The 19,933-nt window shown below is 68.8% G+C and carries 17 protein-coding genes and 1 pseudogene; 6 read left to right on the top strand and 12 right to left on the bottom strand.

Features of this window, described 5'->3' with window-relative positions; all coding sequences use genetic code 11:
- Genes AC07R7_RS23755 through AC07R7_RS23735 form a run of 5 tightly spaced genes read right to left on the bottom strand, consistent with a single transcriptional unit; the run spans position 1 to position 5,417 of the window.
- Positions 1-1,167, bottom strand: a complete 1,167-nt coding sequence (locus AC07R7_RS23755; RefSeq protein WP_246842019.1) for a glycosyltransferase family 4 protein — start codon at positions 1,165-1,167, stop codon at positions 1-3.
- Positions 1,160-2,365: a CDP-glycerol glycerophosphotransferase family protein gene (locus AC07R7_RS23750; protein ID WP_494636807.1), complete on the bottom strand. Its 1,206-nt coding sequence runs from the start codon at positions 2,363-2,365 to the stop codon at positions 1,160-1,162. Before AC07R7_RS23750 ends, AC07R7_RS23755 begins: the two co-directional genes overlap by 8 nt.
- Positions 2,366-2,405: 40 nt before the next feature.
- Complete coding sequence (locus tag AC07R7_RS23745; RefSeq protein ID WP_494636806.1) at positions 2,406-3,302, bottom strand: glucosamine inositolphosphorylceramide transferase family protein; 897 nt, start codon at positions 3,300-3,302, stop codon at positions 2,406-2,408.
- Positions 3,295-4,254, bottom strand: a complete 960-nt coding sequence (locus AC07R7_RS23740) for a hypothetical protein (RefSeq protein WP_494636805.1) — start codon at positions 4,252-4,254, stop codon at positions 3,295-3,297. Before AC07R7_RS23740 ends, AC07R7_RS23745 begins: the two co-directional genes overlap by 8 nt.
- Positions 4,251-5,417 carry a glycosyltransferase gene (locus AC07R7_RS23735; protein WP_099503432.1) on the bottom strand — a complete coding sequence of 389 codons (1,167 nt, stop codon included), beginning with the start codon at positions 5,415-5,417 and terminating at the stop codon, positions 4,251-4,253. The genes AC07R7_RS23740 and AC07R7_RS23735 overlap by 4 nt, the downstream gene beginning before the upstream one ends.
- 190 nt (positions 5,418-5,607) lie before the next feature.
- Here AC07R7_RS23735 and AC07R7_RS23730 point away from each other — a divergent pair, with 190 nt between their 5' ends.
- The 5 genes from AC07R7_RS23730 (at position 5,608) to AC07R7_RS23710 (ending at position 12,309) form a co-directional block, all read left to right on the top strand.
- Entirely contained in the window at positions 5,608-6,858 is a 1,251-nt protein-coding gene (locus AC07R7_RS23730; protein ID WP_099503430.1) for a glycosyltransferase family 4 protein, read from the top strand.
- Between the two features lie 16 nt (positions 6,859-6,874).
- Positions 6,875-8,074 (top strand): LptF/LptG family permease, encoded by a 1,200-nt coding sequence (locus AC07R7_RS23725; RefSeq protein WP_492888640.1) that lies wholly within the window; start codon positions 6,875-6,877, stop codon positions 8,072-8,074.
- A gap of 170 nt (positions 8,075-8,244) precedes the next feature.
- A complete protein-coding gene (locus tag AC07R7_RS23720) occupies positions 8,245-8,772 on the top strand; it encodes an RNA polymerase sigma factor (RefSeq protein ID WP_246842020.1) in 528 nt (175 codons plus the stop codon).
- A 115-nt stretch (positions 8,773-8,887) separates the two neighbouring features.
- Positions 8,888-9,877 carry a FecR family protein gene (locus AC07R7_RS23715; RefSeq protein WP_099503428.1) on the top strand — a complete coding sequence of 330 codons (990 nt, stop codon included), beginning with the start codon at positions 8,888-8,890 and terminating at the stop codon, positions 9,875-9,877.
- Between the two features lie 2 nt (positions 9,878-9,879).
- Entirely contained in the window at positions 9,880-12,309 is a 2,430-nt protein-coding gene (locus AC07R7_RS23710; RefSeq protein ID WP_492888639.1) for a TonB-dependent receptor, read from the top strand.
- An 8-nt stretch (positions 12,310-12,317) separates the two neighbouring features.
- Here AC07R7_RS23710 and AC07R7_RS23705 read toward each other — a convergent pair whose 3' ends face one another.
- Positions 12,318-13,271, bottom strand: coding sequence for a purple acid phosphatase family protein (locus AC07R7_RS23705; RefSeq protein ID WP_168193656.1), 954 nt, complete (start codon positions 13,269-13,271; stop codon positions 12,318-12,320).
- A 182-nt stretch (positions 13,272-13,453) separates the two neighbouring features.
- On the opposite strand from AC07R7_RS23705, the gene AC07R7_RS23700 reads away from it, so the two are divergent.
- Positions 13,454-14,260 (top strand): MlaA family lipoprotein, encoded by an 807-nt coding sequence (locus AC07R7_RS23700; protein ID WP_099503424.1) that lies wholly within the window; start codon positions 13,454-13,456, stop codon positions 14,258-14,260.
- Positions 14,261-14,393: 133 nt separating this feature from the next.
- Here the strand turns inward: AC07R7_RS23700 and AC07R7_RS23695 are convergent, their stop codons facing one another.
- From AC07R7_RS23695 to AC07R7_RS23670, 6 genes and pseudogenes are all read right to left on the bottom strand, one after another.
- A complete protein-coding gene (locus tag AC07R7_RS23695; protein ID WP_494636804.1) occupies positions 14,394-16,583 on the bottom strand; it encodes a TonB-dependent receptor in 2,190 nt (729 codons plus the stop codon).
- 244 nt (positions 16,584-16,827) lie between these two features.
- Positions 16,828-17,052, bottom strand: a complete 225-nt coding sequence (locus tag AC07R7_RS23690) for a DUF2274 domain-containing protein (RefSeq protein WP_494636803.1) — start codon at positions 17,050-17,052, stop codon at positions 16,828-16,830.
- On the bottom strand, positions 17,049-18,185 hold the full coding sequence (locus AC07R7_RS23685; RefSeq protein WP_494636802.1) for a TraB/TrbI/VirB10 family type IV secretion system protein: 1,137 nt from the start codon (positions 18,183-18,185) through the stop codon (positions 17,049-17,051). Before AC07R7_RS23685 ends, AC07R7_RS23690 begins: the two co-directional genes overlap by 4 nt.
- Positions 18,182-18,949, bottom strand: a complete 768-nt coding sequence (locus AC07R7_RS23680; RefSeq protein ID WP_494636801.1) for a TrbG/VirB9 family P-type conjugative transfer protein — start codon at positions 18,947-18,949, stop codon at positions 18,182-18,184. The genes AC07R7_RS23685 and AC07R7_RS23680 overlap by 4 nt, the downstream gene beginning before the upstream one ends.
- Positions 18,946-19,632, bottom strand: a complete 687-nt coding sequence (gene trbF, locus AC07R7_RS23675) for a conjugal transfer protein TrbF (RefSeq protein WP_494636800.1) — start codon at positions 19,630-19,632, stop codon at positions 18,946-18,948. Before trbF ends, AC07R7_RS23680 begins: the two co-directional genes overlap by 4 nt.
- Positions 19,633-19,634: 2 nt before the next feature.
- Positions 19,635-19,933 (bottom strand): annotated as a pseudogene (locus AC07R7_RS23670) (P-type conjugative transfer protein TrbL); the annotation flags it as partial.

Genomic DNA, 19,933 nt, shown 5'->3' with positions numbered 1-19,933 from the left:
TCAGGACGCGCAGGGACGGCCTCCGGGATTCGGCAGCGGTCGCGAGGCGCGGTCTGGCGCCCGCCCCGTCTCGGCGATGAAGCCCGGCAGCCGCTGGTAGATCGCCGCGCCGGTGCGGTCGAAGGCGTCTTGCCCGAAGCGTTCCAGCACGCGCGTGCGGGCCGCCGCGCCCATCTGGGCCAGGCGCTCGGGGCGCGACAAGAGGCGGCCCAACGCTTCGGCCAGCGCCCAAGGATCTCCCGGCGGCACGGTTAGGCCGGTCACGCCGTTCTCGATACTGTAGGGCAGCTCGCCAACGCTGGAGGCGATGACTGGAAGCCCCGCCTGCATGGCTTCGTGGGCGGCGATGCAAAGCCCTTCGGACCGTGATGGCTGCAAGTAGAGGTGCAGGTCGGCCAGGAACTCGAGGGGTCGTTCGTTAAAGCCGGTGAACTCGATGAAAGTCAGGCCATGGCGCTCGGCGCGCTCTTCCAGAGCCGCGCGCGCCCTGCCCTCGCCCGCGATACGGACCCGGATCGCGGCCGGGAAACAGCAGCCCTGGGTCTGGAGCCGTAGCAACGCCTCGATCAGGATGTCGTAGCCCTTCACCGGATGCAGCCGCCCCAGGGATCCCAGCTCCAGGGTCTGTCCAGGGCGCCAGGGATAGGCCCGGTACATGTCGGGATTGGCGGCAAAGAGCGGCCAGGCGACCAGGCGCGACGGCGGGACCTCTAGGCGCTCGGCGGTCAGGTCCGTGACGCTGTGGGAGTCGCCGACCCAGAGCCGCGAACGCGCCTGTCTCAGGCGCAGCAGCAGAAGGTTGGCCAGCTTCAGCTTCGCGGCATGCTGCCAGCTGACCACCGGCACGCCAAGACGTTCGCCGACGATCTGTCCCAGCAGCGTGGCCCGGGTCAGGGAGGTCCAGATCACGTCGGGCCGCCAGTCGCGAAGGCGCGCGTCAAGCCAGGCCAGGGTCTTGCGGTGGTCCTTCTCCCCGCCCTGCCGCACGTGGACAGTAAGGCCTGCCGCTTCCATGGCCGCCACCGCCCGCCCATCGCGACGGGTCAGGGCAAAGACCTCCAGGCGAGCGCCCTGGGCGATCAGGGCGCGCGCCACGGCGGGGACCGGCAGGGCGGCGCCGCCGCCCTCGACCGAGTTGATCACATAGGCGATGCGCAGCTCAGCCATGGGCCCGCTCCGCCTCGACAAGCGCCGCCGCCGACCAGTCCAGGGCCGCCAGGCGCGCCACGGCGCGCGCGGCGCGGACGGCCGAAGGCTCCTCGGTGAGATCGAAGCTCTCGGCGAACATCGCCTGCTGAACAGGCCGCCACCGCGCCTCGTGCTCGGCGCGGGCCGAGGCCAGAGCCTCGCCCAGTTGATCGGGCGTCTCGATGACCGGACCGGCCCGCCAGTGGCCGTAGTTGGGATCGTCCCGCCAGGCCTGGCGATGGGTGTTGAGGAAGACGCAAGGGCGTGGGCGCAGCAGAAACTCGTAGACCTGACTGGAAACGTCCCCGAGATAGATGTCGGCGCGCTGGGTATAGACCATGGTCGTTGAGGCTCGGCTGCCCAGGTCGATATGGATGTTGGGCGCGCGCAGATAGCGCTCCTCGATCCGGCCGGCGCGGTCGAGCCGCAGCTTATCGATGGTCACCACGAACGGCCGCTCGAACAGCATCACGTGCGGCGCGAAGATCAGATGGTAGTCATCGCGCGCGGCGAACCAGTCCAGCACCTGCCGGCCCGCCTCGTACCAGGACGACAGGTGCGGCGAGACATGCGGATTATAGAGCACCACCGGCCGCCCGTCGTCGAGCAGCGGATGGGTCGGCCGACCTCGCGCCAACAGATCGAACTTCGGATATCCAACGACGGAAATCCTGTCGGGCTCGACCCCGGCCTCGGCGACCAGGCGGTCGCGGATTTTTCGGCCGGACACCAGCACGTGGTCGAAGCCGGCGCTGGCCTTGTCGAAACCGATGGCGCGGTCGCCGGCCCCGTGCCGGGTATGGATGATCTTCAGGTGATCGAGGCCGTAGCGGGTCTTGAGGATCAGCGAGGTCTTCTCGGCGACCACCAGCATGTCCAGCGCGCGGAAGAAGTCGAGATTGTCGCCGTAGACCAGGAGCTTGGTCGCCGGCAGCACCGCTTCGGCGGCGGCGGCCAGGACCTGCGACGACCTCCGCTTTAGACCCAGCTCCACCAGGTTGATGCCGTGGCCGATAAGCCCGCCGCCCAGGCGGACCACTTCGGCGGTCATACGCCGGTTGGTGGTCGCCACCACGATCTCCAATCCAAGATCCGCCCGCGCCAGCGCCAGGGCGATGGGCAGGCTGTGGGCCACTTGATGGATCTGGTCGTGATTGAAGAGAAAGCCGATGCGCATGGCCAAACGACGCCATGCCCCCAAGACCCTCTCACCGATTTTACGCCGCCGCCTCGCGGGCGCGTGGCGTCCACAGCGAGCGATCGATACGCTTGACGTCGAACAGGGTGACCGGACCACAGGCCGACAGGGTGTGCAGCCCTTGCGAATAGGCGCCCGCCCCGGGCGGCAGGCTCAGGGGCGCGGCCGCCTCGGCCTCGAAGCGCGTGGTGTCGAGCCTGAGGACGGTCAGCAACCGGATGCCGCCGCCGTAGGTTCGCGTGCAGTCCTGCATCGGCAACCGCGGTAGACCGTGCTCGACCCACGCCGTGCCGCCAGGCCGACCGGAGGACAGATCCTTGCGGACCGGATTGCCAGGGTGCGTGCGCCAGGGGCCGGTCAAGCGCTCGGCGAAGGCGAGGTGCAGGCGTCCCTGCTTCCAGCGCTGCGGCCCGGTTGGCGAATAGGCCAGCCACCACAGGCCATCGTGGCGGAACGGTGTGGCGTCGATGGCTGGGGTGTCGAGCTCCAGCCGGACCACCGGCTCCCAGACGTGCGGGAACGCCGCGGCGCGATAGAGCGTCAGCACGCCGGACTTGTAGGCTTCCGGCAGCATCCAGGTCTCGCCCTCGGCCTCAAAGACCTGCGGATAGGACAGGTGCCAGGGCTCGCGGAGAACCACCGAGCGCTGGACAGGCGCAAAGCCCGCGTCCAGTTCGATCATTTCGATGACGCCGTGCCGGGTCTGGTAGTCATAGGCTTCGACGAAGAGGTGCAGGCGCCCCTCGCGCCAGACGCCGAAGGGATCGGCCAGGAACTTCCGCCCGCCCTCCTCCGGAAGCCAGTGAACCGGCGCGTTCGCCGGAAAACCGCGCCGGGCGACGTCCGCGATCGGCGCCTCCACCAAGCCGACACGCCAAATGTCCCGCCCCGGAATCTTCAGGCCCCACCTAGTCATGGACGCTGCTTTCGACAACGACGCGGCCCATCTCGCTCGGCGTTATCGCCGCGCGCCGCAGGCCACGCGCCAGATCGGCCAGGCCGAGCCCGACGATGACCGCCAGGTGCAGACCCAGGGTCATCACGGCCAGCGCCGCCAGCAGCACCGCGAGGGCCGAATGCGCGCCAAGCAGCAGCAGCATCAGACTGCCAAACACGAGATCCTTGTTGGAGATCAGCGGAATCCGCGACACCAGCAGCCGGATCGCCAGCAGGACCACCCACAAGCCCGGCGTGACCTGGGGCAGCGCCAGGCTCCACACCAGCACCGTCAGCCCGGCCCAGACCGTCAGGCGCGCCCCGCAGGCCCCGGCGACATAGAAGAGCTGGCCGAGGCGCAGCGAGAACACGCGGCGCCCAAAGGCAAGGACCCCCAGCGAGATCGCCACTGGAATGAGCCCCGACCACAGGGCCGGCCCTAGCCGACGGGCGAAATCGAGGTCCTGCAGCTGCGTGGCGCTGACCAGCGCTAGGACCAGGGTGAGGACGTTGCCCATCAGCGCCGAAACGATGTTGGCGTCCTTGATCGCGGCGAAGGGCGAGGCCACGGTGCGGGATGCCCGACGCGCCCAGACATAGAGGAAGGCCTCGCCGCTGTAGCCGAGCACCACCTCGTTGATGACGTTCTTGCGCAGCAGCGCTTCGAAACCGGCCAGTGGCATGCGCCAGAGTCGCCGGAAGATCGCGTAGTCGAAGAGCGTTTGCGTCAAATAGAGCAACAGGAAGGCCGGCCAGACGCCGAGCGGCAGCTGGCGGATCGCCTTCAGCACCTCGCCACTGGCCCCGCCCAGCTGCACCGCGATGGCGCCGATCAGCCCGGCGGAAAGGAGACCGCCCAGCCACCCCCACAGGCGCGAGGTCTTGCCCGCAACGTTCGGCGCCGTCTCGTCGATCAAGGTCTTGCGCCTCACGCCCGCGCCCCGGCCGCAACGGCCCCGTAGTGGTCGAAGAGGTCGGCGAAGTGGTCGATGTCGCGACGGACCCTGGCGGCGGCCGTAATGGCCGAGGCCCTCAAGAGGCCAGGATCACGCGCCAGCAGGCGCCGGATGGCGGCGGCGGCCGAGCCGGTGTCGCCAGCCCGATAGATCTCCGAGGTCGCCGGCTGCGCCAGATGCGCGAAACCGCCACGATCGGGGCCGACGACCGGAAGACCGCTGGCCATGGCCTCGGCGGGGATCAGGCCGAAAGTCTCGGACTCGCAGCCGTGGACCAGAAGGTCGGCGCTGGCCAGGTGGGCGGCCAGCAGATCGCGGTCGCGGATCGGCGGCAGAATGCGGACATGAGGATTGCCGGCCGCGGCGCGGGCCACCCGGGCGCGATCGACTCCGTCGCCGATCAGGACGAGAGCGATCGGCGCATCGGCGCGGGCGCGCATGGTCGCCTCGATGACCATCGGCCAACGCTTTTCCGGATGGAACCGTCCGACGCCCAGGACGAGCCTGGCGTCATCGGGACAGGCGCAGGCCGCCAACAGGCGCGATCGCAGCGCCGCGTCCCGTTTGCCGGGAGAAAAGGCGCCGCGGTCGATGCCGAGCGGCACGCTGGCCACCGCGCCCACGCCCTGCCCCGTCAGCCGGTCGGCGAGCCAAGGTCCGCCCGCGACAACGGAGCCAAAGCCGCCCGCGAGCCTGCGCAGATAGCTCCAGAACCAGCCGAAGAGCTGGTCGATCCGCTGAGGCGTGGCGATCGGCGCCAGCCATCGCTGGGGGTAGGACGCCACCGGGTCGGCGTGCATGAACATAGCCCGTGGGACCGGCCCCTCCCAGCTGGCGACGATACCCGCGCCCCGCCAGGGCGACGAGGCCTCGACCAGGTCCGGCGTCAGGAAGTCGAGCTGGCGGTGCACGGGGTCGGCGTCCCAGAACATGTGGTAGTTGGCGTCGAACGGGAGGCGGGGCGCGCGGACCTGGATCACGCCGCCCGCCGCACGCGGCTCGAAACCGTCGCACGGCCCCGGGGCGATCACGAACAGCTCATGGCCCAGCTGCGCGGCGGCCTCGAACTTGCGGTCGATATAGGTCCGCACGCCCCCGCCGGTGGGCGAATAGAACTCGGCGACATCCACAATCCGCATCGTAGTCTTTCAAAAAGCCCCGCACCACCGCGCGTCCGACATCGTCGGCCGTGACGCCGGTGGCCGCCTGCACGCAAGGACGGCGTCGTCGGACGCGGGTCTCACCGATTTTTCGAAATTCCGTGTGGGGGTGGGACCAGCGCGCCGTCTTGGTCGGCTGGGACCGGGGCGTACACGTGGAAGGACCAGCATGGACATCAAGGCGCAGATACACACCCATGGTGCGCGCCCGTTGCGGATCGCGTTGTTCTCGGGGAACTACAACTACACCCTGGACGGGGCCAACAAGTCGCTGAACCGCCTGGTCGGCCACCTGCAGGACACGATCGGCGCGCAGGTACGGGTCTATTCCCCCACCGCCCCCAAGCCCGCCTTCGAGCCGGTCGGCGAACTCATCTCCGTGCCGTCGGTGAAGATCCCGCTCCGGAGCGATTACCGCCTGGCCTTGGGCCTGCCTGGCTTCCTGCGACGAGACATCGAGGCCTTCAAGCCAGACCTCATCCACCTTTCAGCCCCCGACCTCTTGGGCTCGGCGGCCCTAAAATTCGCCCGCAGACTGGAGGTCCCGGTGGTCGCCAGTCTGCACACCCTGTTTGACACCTATCTCGACTACTATGGCCTGGGTCGCCTGCGCCCGCTGGTGCGCGGGCGACTGTGGAAGTTCTACGGCGCCTGCGACTACGTCATGGCCCCCACCGAGGCGATCGGCGACGAGCTTCGCGCCCAAGTCCCCTCCACGCGGGTCCGGACCTGGGCGCGGGGCGTCGATCCGGACCTCTTCCATCCCGGTCGCCGAAGCGAGGCCTGGCGGCTGGACCAGGGCTTTGATCCCGACCGCCCGGTGATCGTGTTCCTGGGCCGGATCGTCATGGAAAAGGGCCTGGCGGCCTTCGCCGAAGCCATCCGTTTGATCGAGGTAGCCGGCCACAGGCCGCAGGTGCTTATCATCGGCGATGGACCTGCTCGCGCCTGGTTCGAAGACCGGCTGCCGGGCGCGGCTTTCACTGGCTTCCTGTCGGGCGAGCCCCTTGCCACGGCGCTGGCCAGCGGCGACATCTTCTTCAATCCCAGCACCACCGAGACCTTCGGCAACGTCAATCTGGAAGCCATGGCCTGCGGCCTGGCCATGGTCTGCGCCGACGCACCCAACACCCGCGCCCTGTTGCGGCACGGCCGCAACGCTCGGCTCTGCTCAGACCAGCCCGCCGCCTATGGCGAGGCGCTGAGCGAACTGATCCGCATTCCCGAAACCCGCCGTCGCCTGGGAGTGGCGGCGCTGGAACGCAGCGCCGCCTATCGCTGGTCTGAGATCCTCGACGAGGTCGTCGAGGTCTATGCCGAAGCCCTGGGCGTGCGGACGACCACGTCGACGCCGAGGATCGCCACCCGTCGTCACGGCGCGATTGTTGACCCGCACGCCGCTGGCCTCGCGTCGCTCTGAAGGCCCGCGCGTGCTCATGATCCTCAAGACGCTCGACCGCTATCTCCTGAGGCGGGCCCTGACGCCGATGGCCGCCGTGCTGATCAGCACGATGGTGGCGTTCCTGATGGAGCGCATCATGCGCTCCTTCCAGCTGCTCTCTCAGACGACTGACGGCTTCAAATACCTGAGCGAGCTGCTGGTTAATCTGGTCCCGCACTATGTGGGCCTGACCCTGCCCGGCGGTTTTTTCATCGGCCTCTTCGTGGTGGTCAACGGCCTCAACAAGAGCTCGGAGATCGACGCGATCCTGGCCAGCGGCATGTCGCTGGGGCGCTTTGCCGCCCCGTTCGTGGGCCTGGGCGCCGCGCTGATGATGTTCAGCGTGCTGCTGTTCGGCTTCATCCAGCCCTACAGCCGCTATGCCTATCACGCCGTACTGTACGCGGCCGAGAAGGCGGGTTGGAACGGCGATGTCCGGCCCAAGGCCCTGCTTTCCACAGGGCCGCTCTTCCTGACCGCCGATCGCACGGACGCCAGCGGCCGCAATCTCCAGCGCGTCTTCATCCGCAAGATCGAGCCCGACGGCCGCGAGGACGTCCTCACGGCGGTGTCGGCGGTGGTGCGCAAGGACGCCGGCGACCAAAGCGTCACGTTGGACCTGCGCGACGGTCGCCAGGTGAGCACGACGCCCGACGCCCAGGTGTATGTCACCGATTTCGCAAGCTTCTCGTTCGACGTGCCATTGTCGCTGTCGGGCAAGCTGTTCCGCGTCCGGGGCGACGACGTCAGCGAGCTCACCCTCATCGAGCTGGCGCAGCGAGGTTTCGGCAAGGCCCAGCCGACCCTGCCCCGGCAGACCTTGCTGGCCGACTTCTACGCCCGCACCTCCCGCGCCCTGATACTGCCCCTGCTGCCGCTCCTGGCGGTGCCATTCGGCCTCAGCGCCAAACGGGCCGGTTCGGGCTCGGCGATGGCGACGGGCGGCATCCTGCTTTTCCTGTTCGAGACCTCCATGATCCTCGGCGAGGCCATGGCCACGAGCGCCGGGCTGCCGGCGGCTCTCACCGTCGGTTTGCCGGCGGTCCTTTTCGCCACGATCTGTATCGCCACCTGGGTCGCCAGCCGCAAGCGCCCCGGCCAGAACCCCGTCAGCTGGGTGACCGAGCGCATCGCCGCGCTCTTCGCCGCCATTGCCGAAGCACTCGGCGCCCGCCGAGCGGCGGCTCTGCCGTGACCATCGCCGGCCTTCGTCACCATCCGGGCAGCTTGCCTTCGTCGCGCCGCCAAGCCATGTCTCTTGGCGTACCAGCGACTCTTTCAGCGGCCCGAACGCCTGGCGATGCAGACCAACGCCGACAGCCAGATTCCGATCTCGCTCCCCTACCGTTGCGGCGCTCGCGCGCGATGAAAGACGCCCCTGCCGATCTTTCGCCGCTGGCGGCCGTCTATCTGGAACGGCGCGAGGACATGCGCCGGTTCTTCCTGGCGCGGCTGGGCGGGCGTGGCGAGGTCGAAGACCTAGTCCAGGAACTCTATCTCAAGGTCCAGGCGGTCACCGAAGAACCGATCGAGAACCCCCAGGCCTATCTCTACCGTCTGGCCTCGAACCTGATGCTGGACCGGCTGCGGCAGGCCAAGCGCGCCGGCGCGCGTGACACCGAATGGCGCCGGACCAACCATGCCACGATCGGGGCGCTCGACATCGCCGACACCCCTGACGCCGAAAGCGCGGTGATCGCCCGCCAGCGGTTGGAGAAGCTTTCCAAGGCCTTGGAGACCCTCGCGCCGCTGACCCAGCGCGTCTTCCGGCTGCACAAGTTCGAGGGCCTGACCCATGCCGAGACCGCCGCGCGGATGAGCATCTCGCGCAGCGCCGTCGAAAAGCATGTCAGCCTGGCCCTGAGCCATCTGGTCAAGCGGGTGGGCCGATGACGACTGTTACCTATTGGCATCACCTTACCGGGATGTGGAGAGGCGGTTGGGGTGGCGTGACGTCAATGAGACGGCGCCCGTTTCAGACTTGGCGCGAAGGAAGCGCGAACCGCCTATGACGAAGTCCGTCGACCAAGACCCGATCCAGCAGGCGGCCGCCGACTGGTTCGCCAGGCTGCAGGGCGATCCTGCCCTGGAGGACTGGACGGCGTTCCAGGCCTGGCTGGAAGCTGACCCCGAGCACGCAGCCGCCTATGAAGCGGTCGAGGCGGTGTGGCTCGATCTCGACGACCTGCCGGCCAATGACACCGCGCCCGATCCGGCCGTCGCCGCACCGATGGCGGCCAATGTCACGCCCCTGCGCCGGCCCGCCGGGGCGCCTCGGCGGGGGCTCCTGATCGGACTTGGCGTCGCGGCCGCGGCGGCCATCGTGGGTCTGGTCGCTGTTCCACGTTTCACCCAGCCAGCCTTCACCAACTATTCGACCAGTCGCGGCGAGACGCGCGAGGTCGCCCTCGCCGACGGTTCACGGCTGACCCTGGGGGCGGCCACGACCCTGCGCGTCAGCCTCGGGGCGCGACAGCGCGACGTGACCCTGGTCGATGGCGAGGCCAGCTTCGATGTCGCCCACCTGGAGAAGCGGCCCTTCGTGGTGGCGGTGGGGGAGCGGCAGGTGCGGGTGCTGGGTACGGAGTTCAACATTCTCAACCACGCTGGAAGCCTCGCCGTCTCGGTGCGTCGTGGCCTGGTCTTGGTCTCGGGCGGCCCCGAAGGCGCGGTGCGCCTGGCTCGCGGCCAGCAACTCGCCAAGGGACCAGGCGCGACCGCCAAGGTCGCCACGGTCCAGCCCGACGCCGCCTTCGCCTGGAAGTCCGGCAAGCTCGTCTATAACCACGCGCCGCTGACGAAGGTTGTCGCCGACCTCAACCGCTATGTCGCGACACCGATCCGCGTTGATCCCAACGCCGCCTCGGTGACAGTGTCAGGCGTGCTGCTGGTCGACGAGGAGGCCGCCATGATCCGGCGCCTGGAACTGTTTGCCCCGATCGTCGCTGAGACGACGTCCACGGGGGTCATCCTCAAGGCCAAGCCGGCGCGCCGCTGACCGTGGGGCGCAGGACCTATCGCGGCGGCCGCCTGTGGGCCGCGGCCCTAAGCGCGGGCCTGGCGGGCCTTGCCGGCTCGTCCGAGGCCGCGCCGCGCCTGCTGGCCGGCCGCCTGTCTCCGGTCGTGCGGCTGCAGATCGCCGCCAAGCCGCTGCACGCTGCCCTGATCGATTTCGCCCTGCAGGCCGAGCTTTCTTTGGGCGGCGACCTCGACGCCTGTCGCGGCCAGGCCCCGGCGCTTTCCGGACGCCTGTCAGTCGGGGCGGCGCTCGACCGCCTGCTGGCCGGCAGCGGCTGCAGCTATAGCCAGCCTGATCCGCGCACGATCATCATCCACCGCCTCGCCGCTACGCCGCGGCCGGCCAAACCTGCGCCGGCAGCCACGCCGCTAGGCCTGGGCGAGGTGGTGATCACGGCCCAGCGCTATCCCAACCTGCCCGGCCGCACGCCGTACGCCATCTCGGTGGTGTCAGGCGGCGCGCTGGAACGCGAGGCAGTCACCAGCCTCTACGACCTGACCAGCCAGGTCGCGGGGATGACCGTGACCAACCTGGGACCCGGACGCGACAAGGTGCTGCTGCGCGGCCTATCGGACGGCGCCTTCACCGGCCAGACCCAGTCGATGGTGGCGCTCTATCTGGACGATGTGCCGATCACCTACAGCGCGCCGGACCCGGACCTGCGGCTGGCCGATGTCGAGCGGGTGGAGATCATGCGTGGGCCACAGGGGACGCTCTATGGCGGCGGCTCGCTGGGGGGCGTGATGCGGATCGCCACCCGAAAGCCCGATCTCGACCGCTACCAGGCCAGCGTTCTGGCTGGCCTTGGCTGGACTCAGGGCGGTGGCCGCGGTGACGAGTTGGAGGCGATGGTCAACCTCCCGCTCCTTCACGGCCGCGTGGCGTTAAGAACCGTGGCCTATCGCGAGACGCAGGACGGCTACATCGACAATCGCGCCTTGGGTCTGCGCCGCATTAACGGTTTCGAGCGCGCGGGCGTCCGCGCCAGTCTGCGCGCGGCCCTGACGCCAGGCTGGACATTGACGCTGGGCCTCACCCAGCAATGGATCGACAACGATGACACTCAGTACGGCTTGCAGCGGTTGGGCCCCAAGCAGCGCGACACGTTCGTACGCGAGCCGCACGACAACGATTTCGACCACGTCTCCCTGACCCTGACGGGCGAAGGCGGCTGGGGACGTCTGACCGGCTCGGTGTCGCAATTGGCGCATGACTTCGCCAGCCGCTACGACGCCACCTCGGTCTCGTCGATCTACGGCCTGGGCGATGCGGCCTCGGCGTTCGATGAGAATAAGGGCATCGATCTGACCGTGGCCGAAGTCACCTACGCCACGCCGGGCGAGCACCGTCTGCACGGCCTGGTCGGGGCTTTCGCCTCGACGGGCTCGATCCGGCTGAACACCAGCCTGCACGCCCTGCCCGCCGGCTCGCCCGCCGCCTATGCCGAGCGGCGGCGCGACACTATCCGCGAGATCGCGCTCTACGGCGAGATGACGTTCGACGCCACGCCGCGCCTCTCTGCGACAGCCGGCCTGCGCTGGTTCGATTTCCGATTCGGTACCGACGCGACGATCACCCAGCCTGCCGGCCTACGCCAGACGCGCCCGTCGGCGGAAGCCGCAGGCTTCTCGCCCAAGGTCCTGGTCAGCTACGACGCCAAGCCCGGCCTGCTGCTCTATGCCCAGGCCGCCGAGGGTTATCGGCCCGGCGGCTTCAACACCGCCGGCCGCATCGGCCAAGTCTTCGACGCGCCCGAAACCCCGCCGCGCCGCTACCAGGCCGATGAACTCTGGAACTACGAGCTGGGCGTCAAGCTGCGGGCGTTCGACGATCGTCTGCAGGGCCGCGCGGCGGTGTTCTTCGCCGATTGGGAGTCGGTGCAGAGCGACCAGTACCTGGCCGACGGCGCGGCCTATACCGCCAACATCGGCAACGGCGCCAACCGCGGGATCGAGGCCGAGGCGGCGTTTCGGGTCAACGAGCGACTGGACCTGCGCGCAGCGGCTCTGCTCAACGATCCGGAGGTCACCAAGCTCAACCCCGCCTTCAGCACGCGCAAGGACGCCAGCCTTCCTGGCGTGTCGCGGGCCTCGGCCAGTCTCGGCTTCGACTATCATCGCGAGCTGGCGATCGGCCCGACGCTGCGGCTCCAGGGCCAGGCGTCCTATGTCGGCGGGTCCTACCTGACCTTCGAAGCCGATCCCGCCCACGAGATGGGCGAGTATCTGGGCCTGCGGGGCGTGGCCAGCCTGACCACACCGGGCTGGACGCTGGCGGCGACGCTGGACAATCCCTTGAACAGTCATGCCAACAGCTTCTCGTTCGGCAACCCGTTCCTGATCACTCGCGACCAGATCGTCACCCCGCCGAGGCCCCGGACCCTGAACGTGCGCCTGACGGCCCGCTTCTAAGCGCTGGCTCACGCCTTACCCCGCCGATCACGCAGGAGCCGGACCTTGTAGACCACCTGGCCGTCGAGATCTCGAAACGCCAAGTCCAGCGCCTCGCCCTCCAGCCGGAAGGCCGCGAAGCCAGGTCGAGACAGGCAAAAGCGGGTTCCAGCCACCGCCTCGACCTTATCGCCGGCGTCCGCGCCTGAGCCCGTACAGATGTAGTCGACACGGCCACGGCGGATGTGTTGCAGGCTGTGGTCGTGGCCGTTGATGTAGGCCTGCACGCCGTGGGCCTCGAGCAGCGGCGCGACAGTCTCCACCAGCTCGGGACTGTCGCCATGGCCGCCCGAATAGACGGGGTGATGGCCCATGACGATCTTCCAAGGTGCGGTGGAGGTGGCCAGCGTGCGCTCGAGCCAGGCGATCTGTTCAGCGCCGTCGTGACGCTCGCGATGACCGCGGGCCATCTGCTGCAGCATCTCGTCGTAGTTGCCGCCATCGACCAGCGGGGCGGTGTCGATCACGAAGAGATCGACCAGGTCCGAGCCGAGCGTCTCGCCGCCGATCTTGAAATAGCGGCTGGGCATGCGCCAGCGCGCACTCTGGGCCGAATAGTCAATCTGGGCCTGGGCCGCGCCCCGGTAGTCGTGATTGCCAAGCGCGGCGTACCATGGGGTCTGCAAGGCCGGGGCGTCATAGACCGCCTCAAAGGATTCTCGCCAATGGGGGTCGTCCACCGAAGCGACGCCTGCAGGATAGAAGTTGTCGCCGGCCGCCAGCACGAAGCGACTGGCCAGATCCTGCGCCGCCGCGCCCATGGCCCGAGCGACCTGACGCTGGGAGCGCTTGCCACGACGACCCCAGTCTCCCAGCGCCACGAAGCTGATCGCCTGATCCTCGGCGGCGGCCGGCGCGGTCCACGCCGCGCTGGCGGCAAGGCCAGCCAGAAGCGCGCGACGGTCCAGGGACGATTGGGACACTAGAGGCCTCCGGGACGACCGGGCCCCGACGGCCCGTGCGTTCAAGGACGCCGCCATCGCCGCCGCCTCTCATCGATTTTGGCGGCGCGCTCAGGCTTCGGCGATCTGGTGGGGGGGGCGCCGGGCCGTGGCGTCATTGGCGACATCGACGCCTCGGCGTCCTCTTAGCAACGGGATCGCCCATGAGATCGTCTTGCTCGCCTATCCGCACCGAACGCCCCCTCCCACGACAGGTCATTCGCGGCTGCCGCTGGGCTGGCCTGCTTCTAAGCTGTGCGATCGCGACAAGCGCCGCGGCTCAGACCATCGAACCCGACCCGCCCGTCGTCGAGACGGCCACGGTCGAGACGCCGCCCAAAGACCCGTTGCAGCGCCTGAACCGCGCAAGCTTCGGTCTTGGCATGGCGCTGGACCACACCGTTGTCGGCCCTATCGCCCACGCCTATGTCGCCGTCACTCCGGCGTACGCACGCGCCAGGGTCGACGCCGTCATCACCAATCTCGGCGAACCGCGCACGGTCCTCAACGATCTGGCCCAGGGCCATGCCCGGCGGGCCGAGGCGGCCACGTCGCGCTTCCTGATCAATTCCTCGGCCGGCCTTCTTGGGCTGTTCGATGTCGCGGGCAAGATGGGCATCGCCCATCACCGTAGCGACTTTGGCCAGACGCTGGGCCGATATGGCGCCCGCCCTGGCCCCTACCTCTATGTCCCCTTGCTGGGGCCCCTGACCGTTCGCGACGCCGTCGGCCGGCTGGTCGACGCCGCAGCGGACCCAATCACCCAGATCGGCGGCGGCGGCGGGACGACGTTCGGCGCGGTTCGCAGCAACACCAGCCGGCTGAACACCCGGGTCAAACTCGACGCAGGCCTGCGCGCGCTGGATGATGCGACCGATCCCTATGCCAGCCTGCGGTCGGCCTACCTCCAGCGCCGGGACGCGATCGTCCGTGAAGCGACGGGGGAAGCCGAAGCCCTGCCCGATTTCTGATCTCACCCCTGGGCGCCCGGTTCCGCAATGTTACCGAGGACGCAAGCGGCCCGCCGCCGGGTTTCCCCGACACCGGGCCGCAGGGCCTTCGCAACGATGGCGCAGCGCGAACCGACCTCGCGCCGCGTCGCCGTCAGAAGCGGGCGTTCAGGCTCACCTTCGCCGCCCGACCCGAAGCCGGCGAGATGTTGTTATTGCTATCGGCGTACTGGAAGTAGCGCTTGTCGAAGAGGTTCTCGACATTGAGCTGCAGGTCGTAGGTCTTGTTGATCCGGTAGTAGAGCGCGCCGTCGACGCGGGTGAAGCCGGCCAGCGAGACCGTGTTGTCGGTCGCCGCGAACCGCTTGCCCATGCTGGTCACGCCGATGGCGCCGCCGAAGGTCTTGTTCGGGTCATAGCGCAGCCACACTGCGCCCGACGACTTGGGCACGTGGTTGACGCGGTTGCCGGCCCGTACCGTCGCCGACTGGGAGTCCAGGAACTTGGCGTCGGTATAGGTGTAGGAGGCCACGATGCTGAGCTGGCGGGTGATCTCGCCCTGGGCGCTCAGCTCCACACCCTTGGACCGCTGGCGGCCGATCGGGATCGTCGGCGAGGCGGCGTTGTTGGGGTCGCTCAGCGCCAGCACGTTGTCGCGGTTCAGCTGGAAGATCGCCGCGGCGAGGTTGAAGGTCGGCAGGACGTCCCACTTCGCGCCCAGCTCGTAGTTCTCGTACCTTTCCGGAGCAAGGCTCTGGTTGGAGAGGTTGAGGGCCGAGAGCTGGTCGCCGCCGCGCGGCAGGTAGCTCTTCGAGTAGGAGGCGTAAATCGAAGTGTTGACCGCCGGCTTGAAGATCGCCCCCACCCGCGGCGACCACAGATTGTCGGTGGCGCTGAAGTTGCGCTGCGTGCCGGCGGCCAGGAACGGGTTCCGGTTGGTGACGTCGGTCTGGTAGTGCTCGTAGCGCAGGCCGGCGACCACCTGGACGTTCGGCGACAGCTCGATCTGGTCCTGCACATAGCCGGCCGCCAGCTTGGCGATGCTGAAGTTATGGCCGCTGGTGGCGGCTTCACGCCACTGGACGTCGGGCCGGCTGATCCGCGAGGCGTTGACCGGCACGAAGATGGTCTGCACGCCGCTGGCGCTGGTCGCGGTCGGGAAGAAGCCCTCGGTGCGCAGATTGCTGGTGGTCTGGCGGCCAAACTCGGCGCCGATCAGCAGGGTGTGCTCCACCCCGCCCGTCTGGACCTTGGCGTTGAAGTCCGTCTGGTTGATCAGGTTGCGGCGCTTGGCGCCGTTGTTGTAGGCGCTGATCGCCACGATCGAACCCGGCGCATAGACGCCGGCCGCCAGGCCCGCCGGATTGGTCTGGGCCGTGGTGTTCACCGCGCCGGGGAAGACGTTCTGGTAGAAGCGGTCATAGTAGGCGTAGCGCGTGCGATTGCGGATCGACATGGTGTCGCTAAACCGGTGCTCGACGAAGACCGTGCCGGCGCTGGAGTTGATCCAGTTGGGGCTCTGAGCCGGATCGCCGAAGAACTGGCCGCGCGGCGTCTCCAGCGGCTTGCCCTGATAGGACGACACGCCGCGATCGCCGATGCGCTTATCGTGGAAGCGCTCGTAGCCGATCGACAGGGTGGTGTCGGGATCCAGCTTGAACGTCGCCGTCGGATTGAAGCCCCAGCGCTTGTTCCAGACGCCGTCCCGGAAGCTGCCACTGTCCTGCCAGACGCCGGTCGCGCGCAGCGAGGTCGTCTCGCTGACGGGCGCGCCAAGATCGACCTGGCCGCGATAGTGATCATAGCTGCCGACCTCCAGGCGCGCGCCCAGGTGCTGCTGGCCATCGGCGACCTTGGTCACCCGGTTGATCAGGCCGCCGGTGACGCCGCGACCGAAGATCATGGCGTTGGGGCCCTTGAAGACCTCCAGGCGCTCGATGTTGTAGAGGTCGCGATAGCTTTGGGTGTCGTCGCGCACGCCATCGACGAAGAAGCTGGCGGTCGTCAGGTTGCCCCGGAAGCTCAGGGTGTCGCGGTTGTTCTCGCCTTGCGAGGAGAAGACGCCCGGCACGTAGCGGACGGCGTCGCCGATGCCGTTGGCGGCCTGGTCTTCGATCTGCTTGACCGAGACGACATTGACCGCCTGCGGCACGTCGATCAGCGCCGTCGGCGTCTTGGTGGCCGAGGTGATCGCATTGGTCCTGTAGGAGGTCTGGCCAGTGATCGTGACGCCGCTCACCTCGTTGATGGTCTGCGCCAAGACCGGCGTGGCCAGAAGGGCCGCGGCCGAGGCTAGAAGCAGGGCGCGCGAAGGCGCGCCGCGGAACGTGCGGTTGATCGACATGTGGTTGAAATCCCGGACCTGAAGCTCGCTTAAGTGCGAACGATTTTCATTCGCGCCCTATAGCGCTGCGGTCCGGTCGGCTCAGCCGAAAATTACAAAGCTTGGGAATTTGTATAGCGACTGAAATGAACCCGTAATGTCAGCTGCACATGGCCAGATCGCTCTATTGGAGCGGCCAATCCGATGAACGAACGGAGGCTAACCGTCTTCGATACTACCGAGGTCTAAGGCCAGGGAAGGACGTCTAGCCACCTCTGGTTCGTCGCCCGCGGACAAAGGCGCGGTCGGTGGCCATGAAGCGGGCGAGCATTGGCGCGACGAGCTTGGCCGGCTCCACCGCCTTGCCGCCGGTTTCGGCCGCCAAGACCTTGGCGTAATCCACCAGGTCGCGATGCAGCGCGGCGGGCAGCTCCAAGGCCAGCTTGACCGGCGTGTCGTCCTCGATCGCCCCCAGTTTCAGCTTGCTCATCGGGTCGCTTTCTCTTCGTAGGGTTCAAGGACCAGGTCGCGCGACAGTAGGACCGTCAGCGGGGCGCCGGGTCGCACGGTGAGGACCGGCGGCAAGGCCAGGCTCTTGGACACCGCCTGCTGGCCGACATCCGAAATCGCCCGCGCCCCGCCGCGCCGCACGGCCTCGACGAGGGCGTCGTCGCTGCTGGAGCCGGCCTCTGCCCCCAGGGCCAGGACGGTGCTGAGCGCGGCCGCGCCGAAGACGGCCCGCGCATGGCGTTCGACGCTATCCTGCAGCCCGGCAAAGCCCTGGGCGTCGGCGCCGGGTAGATCATCGAGCACGATCGAGCGCCCGTTGGGCAGGATCAGACGCGTCCACTTAATCCGTAGCCGCGCCGCCCCGGCGGCAACCTCCGTGTCGTATCCGCCGATCAGCCGCGCGCCGGCTGGGATCAACCGGACGCCGCGTCCCAGCCCGTCGAAGACGTCCCGGGTCACTTGCCCGACCGCCAGGCCGGGCGCGTCGGATCGAAGCCCCGTCACCAGAGCGCCGGAAATGCCCGTTCCCGCCAGCACGATGTAGCGAGACGCCGGCGGGGCCAGTCGTTCGGGACTGGTGGTCCTCGCGTCCGCGACCGCGACAGAGGGCGTAGCGGCAGCTTGTTCGACCTGAGGCCTGCGGTCCGACACGGCGGCAAAGAACAGGCCAGACATGGCGCTGGTCGTCCTGGCTGACTTCGGAGCCGAAGGGACCGGCGCCCTCACCGGGATGCTGGTCGGCGCGTCTGCGGTCGAGGCCGCGGCTCCAGAAGTCGTGGTCTCGAAACGTCGCTGCTCGGCCTTGAGGATTGGCCGCCCCAGGTCGCCGGGCAAGGGCGGCCCCAGCTGTGGGGTCGCCGTGGTGCGATAGTCGCGCGGCTGGGAGGTCACGCCTTCCGGCGGGACCATCGGCCCCGGCTCACGCACCGCAGCCGGCGGCGTCTTGTGATGATCGGCAAGCGACCAGAAGAGGGCTCCAGCCAGGGTCGCCGACAGGACGCCTCCACCGATCGCCAGGGCCTTGCGCGACAGCCTTGCGACCGGCGGCGCGTCCCCGCGAAGTTGAAGGGTCTTGGGAGCGTCGGCCGCTCCGGTATGATGATCCTGGTTCATCGCGCCGCCTCCTTGTTCGTGCGGACGATACGAACGATCATGGCCTTGCGCCCCAAGCCCAGGCGCAGCTCCACCCTATCCACGAGACGATCTACGATCAGGGTGCGCGCGATGACGTGGTAGTCGATCAGCTCGCTGGCTTTGCCATCCTCACCGACCTGGTAGAGCGGCGGCAGAGCCGTCAGATCGGCGCTCTGGGCGAAGGCGAGGTAGGTGCGCCGTCCATCGTCGAAGACCCGTGCGGGCCGCCAGGCGACCTGATCGCCCTCCAGTCGATAGGCGAAGGTCGATCCGGCCGGATCGGGAAGCGTGATGTCCGTCGACTCGATCGGCTCGACCAGGACAGGCGTCGGGGCCGGCACGACAGGCGCATAGCGCCAGGCGATCTCGGAGTACCAGGTCCGGGCGCTGGCGCGCAGCTCCAGGTGATAGGTGCGCCGGTCGGACATGATGAGCAGGTTGGTGGCCAGCGGCGCGGCCGTCGGCTTGACCAGGACGTGGACACGCCGGGTCGATCCAGATCCGCTGGCGCTGTCGGCGATGATCCAGCGGGCGGTGTCGCCCGCGGCGATTGGCCCCGTCAGCGTCTCGCCGGGCTCCAGGACGATGTCGGTGATGCGCCCGGGCGTGGCGACCAGCGGATAGACGGTCTGGTCGAGGAAATCGTAGTCACGTGCGCCGCCGGGCGTGGCCAGGCGCGCATCCTGGGCCGCCACGGCCGAGGCCGACAGCCAGGCGACGGAGATGATGGCCATGCTCTTCATGCCCCGAACTCCTTGCTCCAGGCGATGGCCTTGATGCGCACGCCCAAAGGGTTGGCCCTCAGACCTTCGGGCGTGCGCGGGGTCGAGATCGACACGCCCAGCACCGCGACCCAGCGCTCGACACCCACGCGCTCGCCGGCGGTGAAGCGCTGCTCGGTCCAGGTCACCCGAAAGCTGGTCGGCGAGGCGCGCACGACATTGGTCACCTCGACCATCACCTGGGTGCGGGCCGCCTCGCCGAACGGGTCGGCGCGGCGTGCGTAGTCCGACAGCGTGGCGGCCCCGTCGCCCTCGACGAAATCGTAGGCGCGAAGCCAGGCCTGGCGCATCAGCACCGGATCGATCGAGCGGGTGCGCACGTCGGCGATGAACCGCGACAGCGCCCAGGCGATCGCCGCGTCGGCAGGCTTGGCGCCCAGGGCGGCCGGCGCGACGATCCTCGGCTCGCCGAGCTTGTCGACCTGCACCACCCAGGGCGTGATCGATCCCCGCGCGGCCAGCCAAGCCAAGCTTCCCGACAAGGCGGTGTTGGCCAGCAGCAGCCCCAGCGCCGCATAGCGCCAGTTGGCGGCCTGGACACGAGCCGAACCGATGCGCTCGTCCCAGGCCTGGCCGGCCCGCTGATAGGGGGTCTCTGGCGTCGGCGTCGCGCCATAGCGCGCCGATCCCTTGAAGGGGTCCATGATCAGTCCTCCGAGATTTTAGGCGCGGCGCCGCCGCTGTGATTGTCGCCCGCAGCCGTGGCGTGGGCCGCCAGGCTCACCCCGTGCGCCACAGCCTGCTTGGTCTTCAGGTCGCGCGCCCAGTCCGGCTCTGCCCCACCCGAGGGTTGGCCGCCGCCGTCACCGGGATCGCGATTGGCGGCGCGCGGCGTCGGTGAGGGCTGGGGCGCGGCCCCACCGGACGAGGGTCCGCTGGGCGGCGGCGGTGGCGGCGAGCCACCGCTGGGTGCGCCACCGGCTGGGCCACCGCCCAGACCGCCGC

Source organism: Caulobacter sp. GW821-FHT05F04, from assembly GCF_059419665.1.
The sequence above is the reverse complement of the archived record's forward strand: the minus strand, read 5'-3'. Positions and strand labels throughout refer to the sequence as shown.